This window comes from Streptococcus sp. ACS2 (genome assembly GCF_000525585.1).
Taxonomy (GTDB): domain Bacteria; phylum Bacillota; class Bacilli; order Lactobacillales; family Streptococcaceae; genus Streptococcus.
The window spans coordinates 23,385-31,905 of sequence record NZ_JALT01000005.1; the positions used below are offsets into that span (position 1 = coordinate 23,385).

The window sequence follows — 8,521 nt, forward strand, 5'->3', positions numbered from 1 at the left end:
AAATTATGACAGTATATAACATTAATTTAGGCATAGGTTGGGCCAGCAGTGGTGTCGAATATGCCCAGGCCTATCGTGCCAAGATTTTCAGGGAAATGGGACAAGAGGCAAAATTTGTCTTTATGGATCTCATCCTTGGAGATAATATCGAGCATATGACTAGCAAGATTGGTTTTGCAGACGACGAAATCATCTGGCTCCATAGCTATTTTACAGATGTTAAGATTGCACCATCGACTATTAGCCTAGCAGAAATCGAGGCTATCTTACCTGCCGATCCTGAGCGCAAGGAAGTAGCTGGTCGCCTCATTCGTTATCATTATCCACAAGACAATATGGTGGTGGCATGTAACCTTCGTGCGGTTGACGAGGACGCTGTGGAAACCGTGAGCTACTTTGTCAATGACAAGCTCTTGCGCAAGGACTTTTACTCTTACACCCGTTATTGCAGTGAGTATTCTGCGCCTAAGGACAATCAAGCCAAGGTTTACCAACGTCGTTTTTATAACGAAGATGGGTCTACAGCCTATGACATGATTGTAGGAGACAATAATCAAGATATCTATCGTTTCCCTGATCAGGTCCTCTATGGTAAGCAAGAATTCCTTCGCTATTTCTTCAAACGTCTGGCCCTAACTAAGGATGATGTGGTCATTTTGGACCGTGAAACAGGGATTGGTCAGTTGGTCTTTGAAGAAGCACAGGCTGCTCGCCTAGGTGTCGTTGTTCACGCTGAGCATTTTAGTGTCAATCAAACTGATGACAACTACATCCTCTGGAATAACTATTACGAGTACCAATTTACCAATGCAGACAAGGTTGATTTCTTTATTGTGGCGACTGATCGTCAGAAGGAAATCTTACAGGAACAATTCCGTCGCTACACCAAGCATGATCCAAAGATTTACACCATTCCAGTGGGAAGTTTGCCTGAATTGGTTGGACAAGACAAGCCACGTAAGCCATTCTCAATGATTACGGCTTCACGTTTGGCTCAGGAAAAACACATTGACTGGTTGGTTCGTGCGGTTATCGAGGTTCATAAGACTCTGCCAGATATCACTTTTGATATCTACGGTAGTGGTAGTATGGATGCCAAGTTGCGTGAGATTATTGTCGAAGCACAAGCTGGCGACTATATCCGACTCATGGGGCACGCTGACTTGACTGACATTTATAGCCAGTACGAGGTCTACCTAACAGCTTCAACCAGTGAAGGTTTTGGCCTTACTCTCATGGAGGCGGTTGGTTCAGGTCTTCCGATGATTGGATTTGATGTGCCTTACGGAAATCAAACCTTTATCGAAGACGGGGTCAATGGTTATCTGCTCCCTGTCGCTGAAAATCATGTTGTGGATGTCATCACCAAGTCCTATAAGGATGCCATTGTCCGTCTCTATGAAAAAGACAATATCGAAGCCATGCGTCAAAAATCATATGACCTTGCCAAAGCCTTCTTGACCAGTCAAGTCAAGGCAGCTTGGAAACAGTTACTTGAGGAGGTACGCTCATGATATTCTTATGTGATTATTACAATCAAGCCAGTAAGGATTTGGCTTACTCTCTTCAGGCAGCAGGCTATGATGCCACAACAGTTGTCATCAATCCAGATGGATTCCTCCCTCAAGGTGCTCTCTCTCCCTTCACCTACTATGTGGAAGCAGCAGAGGAAACTGGCAAACCACGTTTTTTCAACCAAGTTCCTGTGCCAGACTTTTGGGAAATTTCAGGGAACAATCAGATGGCGCGTGTGTCTAATCTCACCGAAGAACGTGCCCGCATCACCTACCCTGAAGGTAGCAAGGCTCGTATCGTCAAAAGTGTCGAATGGTTGGACAAGTCAGGTAAGATTCGCCAAGTGGACCACTATAACAAGTACGGTTTCTGTTTTGCCAAGACCACTCATGATGAGAATGGTCAGGCACTCTTTACCAGCTACCAAACCAAAGAAGGCGACGAACGTATCTTGGAAAATCATCTCACCGGTGATATTCTCTTGACCCTACCTGGACAAGCCCTTCACCGTTTCGCCAACCGTACCGAATTTATCAAAGCCTTCCTGGCTCAGGTCTTTGGTGATATCGACCACATTATCTTTAATAGCTTGGCGACACCTTTCATCGTCTCATGGACTATGGAAAATAAAGGTGCCAATGATGTCCTTGTTTGGCAAGAGCCACTGGGTGATGTCCTTCCAGGTAATATGAATGGTATCTTGGAAGATAATTCAGCCAGAGCCAATGCCATCATCATTCCTGATAAGGCGACTTATGAAAAGGCCTTGACCTTGGCGCCAGAGGACAAGCATCATAAAATCTTGTCTCTTGGCTATGCCTATGACTTCAAGGAAAATCATGGTAAACCTCGTAATGCCTTTATCGCAACCAATTCAGACCAAATCGAGCGTTTGGAAGCCTTGGTTGAGTCACTCCCTGATGTGACCTTCCAGATTGCAGCAGTCACTGAGATGTCACCAAGATTACTTTCAATGATGCGTTATTCAAACGTTGTGCTCCATCCAAACGCTAGTCACAAGCAGTTGGACAAGCTTTATCAAGAGTCAGACCTCTACTTGGACATTAACCATCATAATGAATTGTACAAGGCGACACGAACTGCCTTTGAAAACCAATTGTTGATTTTGGCCTTTTCAGAAACAGCTCATGGACCTGTCTATACAGCGCCAGAGCATATCTATGCCAGTCAGAACTATCCAGCTATGGTTGCCAAGATTAAGCAAGTCCTAGGCGATGAGCAAGCCATGCAAGAAGCCATGCAGGCTCAAAAAGCTCAAGCCAACACCCTGACTGCCTCTGAGTTGGCCGACCGCTTACAATCACTTTTAGGAGGAAATCATGTCTAAAAAAGATTTATTCTACGGTGACGTTGAAGGCCGTATGGAAGAACTCAAGCAAAAGCCTATCACAAAAGAAAAAGAAACCAGAGGAGAGAAGATTAACAAGAGCTTTTCAATCATGCTCGGACTTGTTATTATCATCGGTTTGATCTTCACCCTTATTGGTTTATTGAGGTAGTCTTATGATGTTAGTATTTATGGTTCTAGCAGTGATTCTTTCGGTTGCCCTTATCGTCCTAGTGACCATCCAACCGCGTCAAACGCAGATTTTTTCAACGGATGCCACTAGTAATATCGGTAAACCAAGTTATTGGGCTAGCCAACCGATTCGAAAAATGTTGACCTTGGCTATCAGCATAGCCCTCTTTATCCTCTTACTTATTTTTATGATTGTTTCTTATAAGTAAGTAGAGGACTTCCTACCATATAATAGAAAGAAGTATGTATGCGTGTACATTTTACGAATTTATTTGGGCAGTCCCCACGTAGTGTGGCCTTGATTGCCCAAAATGATACGATGAAGATTGCCAAGGAGCTTGGTGCCAATGAATTAGCTATCTATTTCTACGATAATAGCCAGGAGTCAAGTGGTGAATTAAATTCCCGCCTTGATGGTATTGTGGCAGGAGTGAGCTATGGCGATATTGTCTTCTTCCAGTCGCCGTCGTGGAATAGTGTCGCTTGGGACACTAGCCTCATTCATAAATTTAGGGCAGTGCAAACCAAACTTGTGATGTTCATCCATGATGTTCCACCTATAATGTTTCCTAGTAATTATTTCCTCATGCCTAACTACATTGAGATGTACAATCTTTGTGATGTCGTCGTTGTTCCATCAGAACAAATGCGTGATCGACTCATTGAGGAAGGGTTAACGGTCAAAAAGATTATTATCCAGGAACTTTGGGATTTGCCTCATAACCTTGACTTGCACAAACCAAGCTTCCAAAAGAAGCTCATCTTTGCTGGTAATCCAACTCGTTTCCCCCACATTCTCAACTGGCAGCAGGAGACACCTCTTCATGTCTATGCGGAAAAAGAAGAAGACAAGGATTATTCCAGAATTCAACTTGAAGGATGGCGTAATAAACAGGAGCTCTTGTTTGACCTTTCTAAAGGAGGTTTTGGTCTTGTCTGGGGGAATTCAGAAAAATCTGAAGATGAGCTTGATTACTATAAGTTGAATATTTCCTATAAACTCTCTACCTATTTAGCTGCAGGCTTGCCAGTTGTGGTGCCTGACTATCTTTCAAATGCTGACTATGTCAGAGAACATGGCCTAGGCTTTGTTGTTTCGAGTCTGGAAGAAGCAGACCGTTGTGTACAAGAATGTACAGAAGAGCAGTATGCTCAGATGGTTGCTAACGCACAATACACTGCTTACCTCATTAGCAATGGTTATTTCATCAAGAAGCTTTTTATTGATGCTATCATGGCATTAAGCTAATTGAAAAAGGATTATCGAAAGGTAATCCTTTTTTTGTGACAAATCTGAGCATATATCTTGAATTTTTATAAATTATTCAAATCGTTTTCACTTTAGACTTAAGGAATTAAGGAAGGTCTGTCTCTAATTAGTATTAATGTTAAAAAATAGTCAATAATAGCCTAACAGATGTAAAGAATTCGCCTAAAATAATTGATTGTAATTGTGTGACAATTTATCAAAAATGGAATTGTTGGATAATTTTAAACCGAACGATATTAAGCTTAAAAATGAGAATAATAGAAATAAATAGCATAAAATAGGGAGCTTCAACCGTTTGCACATAAAAATAAGGGTAATTGTTTATAGTAATCAGAAAATTCAGAATTGAGAAAACCTTATATTTTTTGGAGAAAATGAGATAAAAAAGAACAATTTTTAGTAAACTTGTGATATATTATAAATTGTAATTTCCAGATTAGGAAATCACTCATATTTTTAGGAGGTAAATATGTTTTTTAGACGTAACGAAGGTGAATTCCGCGAAACCGATCGCGTGACTCGCTTCAAACTTATCAAATCGGGTAAAAACTGGCTTCGTGCTGCAACATCAAACTTTGGACTTTTTAAAGTTGTTAAAGGTGGTGCAGACGCTCCGTCAGTATCAGTTCAAAATGTTGAAGAAAAAACTTCTCTTCTTTCAGGTCAAGCACTCCTTAAAGGGATTGCAGCAGCAGGTGCTGTGGCAGGTGGTGCAGTAGCTACTTACACAGCTCAAGCCGAAGAAACAAGTGCTCCAGCTTTGGAAAGCCAAGCAACTACAAATCATGATATCATTGCTAACTCTGATTCAGTTGCCTTGAGCGCTGCTCCAGTATCTGAAACAGTAGCTTCAGAAGCTCCAGCATCAGCTAGTCAAGAGTCTACAAGCTCTTCAGTTGACGCTCAAGCAAGCACAGACGCTTCAGTTTCAGTATCACAATCTGTATCAGCAGAATTGTCACAAGCTATCTCAGAATCTGTATCACTTAGCAAAGTGAACTCAACTTCTGAAAGCCAATCACACACTGAAAGCAACAGTGGTTCACACTCAGAATCATCTTCAGCTTCAGAATCAGCAACTTCAACAGCTGCAACTGCATCAGAAACAGCTACTCAAGAAGATGAAAAAACTATCTTGGATCAAAACGTTTCAGAAGCAGAATTGCTTGTAAATATTGCTAAAGATTATCAAGCTAAATTGACTGACACAGCTTCTAAGACTGAAATCCAAACAGCTATCGCAACAGTTCAAGAAGAAGTTGCTAAATCAACAACATTGCTTGCTGCATCAGCAACAAACGCTGCTTACGCAGAACAACGTGAGCGACTTGGTAACGCTGTTGACAACATGATGACTAAGATCACTGACAACGGCTTCACAGGTAACTCAGTAGTTAATGGTGTTGCAGCAGTGACAGCACAGTTGGCACCAATCGCTACTTCAAATACACTTTCAGCAGGTGTGAGTGCAACTCCAAGCATGGACGATGCTAATGGTGCAACACTTACTGATAAATCAACAACAATTCCTTCTGGCTACGCAGCTGACCCAGCAGCAAATCGTTTGACATTTGGTGTTTGGAATCTTAAATCATATAACCAAGATTACAACACAAACTATTATGTGACATTGTCAGTTGATAAGACAAATAGCTCAAACAATCCTGATGTTTATGTACGTTTGGTAGATAAGAATACAGGAAGTGAAGTTGCAAGTACAACTTTGTCTTCAGCTAACGCTGGTAAAGAAGTAAATCTTGGAAACCTTTCATCTAAGACTTATTATCCATACCTTGTATATAATGCATCAACTGATGGTGGTTCTGCAAGTGTGGATATCATTATTAAAAACAACGGAAATGTTTCATTCGCCAAAAAGACTGAACAAGTATATGACTACTTAACACCAGCTAACCAAACTGAAAGCAAACCAAACGTTGAAATTGGTGTACCATCAACTAAGATGAACCAAACAACTCACTATAAAGTAGTTGATACAGCTTCATCAACTTATGATGCAAACCGTTCAACGAGCGATACAACAACTCAAAGTTACAAACCAACGGGTAATGAAACTGAACTTGCTACATTTACTCAAACAGGTATTCAAGGTCAAAACTATACAGCTTCTAACCCACGTTCATTTGAGGGGTATGTTTTGTATCAACAGGCTGATTCTTCAACAATGTCTGGTGAACTAGGTAACACTGTAGGTGCTAAATTTGCCGAACTTAAGGGTACACGTCAACACTACTACGTAAAACGTATTCGTGAAGTCGTTGCCAATGACGGTTCAACAGTAACTAAAATCTATGTTTTGGATCCATCGGCGGTTTCAACTTACAATGAAGCTACAATGGGGAACAACACAGATACTAACGGCTACACACTTGTTTACACTACTCCAGTGATTAAACCAGGTGAGAAGTATATTCCATCTGCGACAAACATGGAGACTGATAAGGCTGTTGTTAATAGTAAGAATGGTGATTACCAATTGACAGTTTCACCATGGCACAACCCAGATAAGCCAAATGAAGGTCTTGTCTACATCACAGGTTGGTATGCGACTGGACATGTAGGCGAAGCAGATTACATGTTTGTTGCTGAACCAAAAGGAACTGAGAACTCAACACCTGGTGGTAACAAGCAAAACGTTATCGGCGGAGCTACGAAATATGCTCTCAATCCAGCAACAGGTAAGATTGTCACTGATGCTTCAGGTAATCCAGTGAAGACTACTGGTGGATTTGGTAACCAATACTCAATTCCAGCAGCAAATGAAAAACCATCTGGTGATACAGTACATTACTACCGTAAGACAGATGAAAAAGGTAACGTTTACGTTCACTATAAAGATACTGAAGGAACAACTATTAAAGATTCAGTAACAGATGAAAATCAACAACCTATCAACAAAGTATATGACACAGTAGTAGATAACCGTCCAGATACAATTGAGTACAACGGTAAAACTTATGAGTTGGTACCAGCAGGTACATATACTGTTGGTCAAGTTGACTCAGATGGTCACCTTACAACTTCAGACCCGATTACAGGTTCAGTTGCTAAAGAAGATAAAAATGTTACCTATATCTATAAAGTGAAAGAAACACCAAAAGAAGGTGAAGTTGTTATCACTTATGTAGATACGAAAGGTAACGAAATCCAAAAATCTCGTCAAGATACACCTAAATCACCATATGACACACCATATGATACAACTGAAAAAGGTGAAAAGCCAAATATCATCAAGACAACTGATGGTAAGACATATAAAATTGTTCCTAAAGGTGATTACCCAGTAGGAGGTGTTGATGAAAATGGTCATTTGAAATCTTCAGATCCTATTACTGGTAAAGTTGACAAACCAAAATCAACTATTACTTACGTTTATGAAGAGGTTGGAAGTGTCTTTGTTCATTATAAAGATATTAATGGAAATACGATCATGGGATCTGTTATTGATGAGCAAGATCAACCACTTGAGAAGGATTATGATACAGTAGTAGATAATCGTCCTAAAGAAATTAAATTTGAAGGTAAAACTTACGAACTTGTAGAAGCTGGTAATTACCCAGTAGGTCAAGTTGATAGCCAAGGTCACTGGACAGGTGATGATGATACGACTGGTAAAGTGGCTTCAGGTGATAAGAATGTTACTTATATATATAAGTTGAAAGTAGAATCACAATCAGATTCAGGTTCAAATTCAGCATCTGATACAACATCAGCTTCACTATCAGAATCAGAAGTCGTGTCTAAATCACAGTCACTATCAGAGGTGGTTTCTAAGTCACAATCAACGTCAGAACAAGCTTCTAAATCACAATCAGAATCAGAGGTGGTTTCTAAGTCACAATCTGTTTCACAATCGGCTTCAGTATCAGCAAGTCAATCAGAATCATTGAAAACTTCGGCATCTGAATCAGCTTCAGTATCAGCAAGTCAATCAGAATCATTGAAAACTTCGGCATCTGAATCAGCTTCAGTGTCAGGAAGCCAATCAGCATCGTTGAGTACTTCGGCATCTGAATCAGCTTCAGTATCAGGAAGCCAATCAGCATCGTTGAGTACATCAGCATCTGAATCGGAGCAAGCCAATCAGAATCATTGAAAACTTCGGCGTCTGAATCAGCTTCAGTATCAGCAAGTCAATCAGAATCATTGAAAACTTCGGCATCTGAATCAGCTTG

At 40.6% G+C, this 8,521-nt stretch carries 6 protein-coding genes; all 6 read left to right on the plus strand.

Going from position 1 to position 8,521, the window contains the following annotated elements:
- The first annotated feature begins 5 nt into the window (after window positions 1–5).
- The 6 genes from gtfA (at window position 6) to HMPREF1517_RS10695 (ending at window position 8,442) form a co-directional block, all read left to right on the plus strand.
- Window positions 6–1,514: an accessory Sec system glycosyltransferase GtfA gene (gene gtfA, locus HMPREF1517_RS00105; RefSeq protein ID WP_037598849.1), complete on the plus strand. Its 1,509-nt coding sequence runs from the start codon at window positions 6–8 to the stop codon at window positions 1,512–1,514.
- Window positions 1,511–2,863 (plus strand): accessory Sec system glycosylation chaperone GtfB, encoded by a 1,353-nt coding sequence (gtfB, locus tag HMPREF1517_RS00110; protein ID WP_037598850.1) that lies wholly within the window; start codon window positions 1,511–1,513, stop codon window positions 2,861–2,863. The genes gtfA and gtfB overlap by 4 nt, the downstream gene beginning before the upstream one ends.
- A complete protein-coding gene (gene asp4, locus HMPREF1517_RS00115; protein WP_002883547.1) occupies window positions 2,856–3,035 on the plus strand; it encodes an accessory Sec system protein Asp4 in 180 nt (59 codons plus the stop codon). Before gtfB ends, asp4 begins: the two co-directional genes overlap by 8 nt.
- Before the next feature lie 4 nt (window positions 3,036–3,039).
- Window positions 3,040–3,264, plus strand: a complete 225-nt coding sequence (asp5, locus tag HMPREF1517_RS00120; protein ID WP_002883546.1) for an accessory Sec system protein Asp5 — start codon at window positions 3,040–3,042, stop codon at window positions 3,262–3,264.
- Between the two features lie 38 nt (window positions 3,265–3,302).
- Window positions 3,303–4,304 (plus strand): sugar transferase, encoded by a 1,002-nt coding sequence (locus HMPREF1517_RS00125; RefSeq protein ID WP_037598851.1) that lies wholly within the window; start codon window positions 3,303–3,305, stop codon window positions 4,302–4,304.
- Window positions 4,305–4,794: 490 nt separating this feature from the next.
- A complete protein-coding gene (locus HMPREF1517_RS10695) occupies window positions 4,795–8,442 on the plus strand; it encodes an accessory Sec-dependent serine-rich glycoprotein adhesin (RefSeq protein ID WP_051411987.1) in 3,648 nt (1,215 codons plus the stop codon).
- The last annotated feature ends 79 nt before the right edge of the window (window positions 8,443–8,521 follow it).

What these genes read in the sequence shown, in the direction of transcription:
- asp4 (WP_002883547.1), top strand. Translation starts at nt 2,856, where the DNA reads ATGTCTAAAAAAGATTTATTCTACGGTGACGTTGAAGGCCGTATGGAA.
- asp5 (WP_002883546.1), top strand. Translation starts at nt 3,040, where the DNA reads ATGATGTTAGTATTTATGGTTCTAGCAGTGATTCTTTCGGTTGCCCTT.
- gtfA (WP_037598849.1), top strand. Translation starts at nt 6, where the DNA reads ATGACAGTATATAACATTAATTTAGGCATAGGTTGGGCCAGCAGTGGT.
- HMPREF1517_RS10695 (WP_051411987.1), top strand. Translation starts at nt 4,795, where the DNA reads ATGTTTTTTAGACGTAACGAAGGTGAATTCCGCGAAACCGATCGCGTG.
- gtfB (WP_037598850.1), top strand. Translation starts at nt 1,511, where the DNA reads ATGATATTCTTATGTGATTATTACAATCAAGCCAGTAAGGATTTGGCT.
- HMPREF1517_RS00125 (WP_037598851.1), top strand. Translation starts at nt 3,303, where the DNA reads ATGCGTGTACATTTTACGAATTTATTTGGGCAGTCCCCACGTAGTGTG.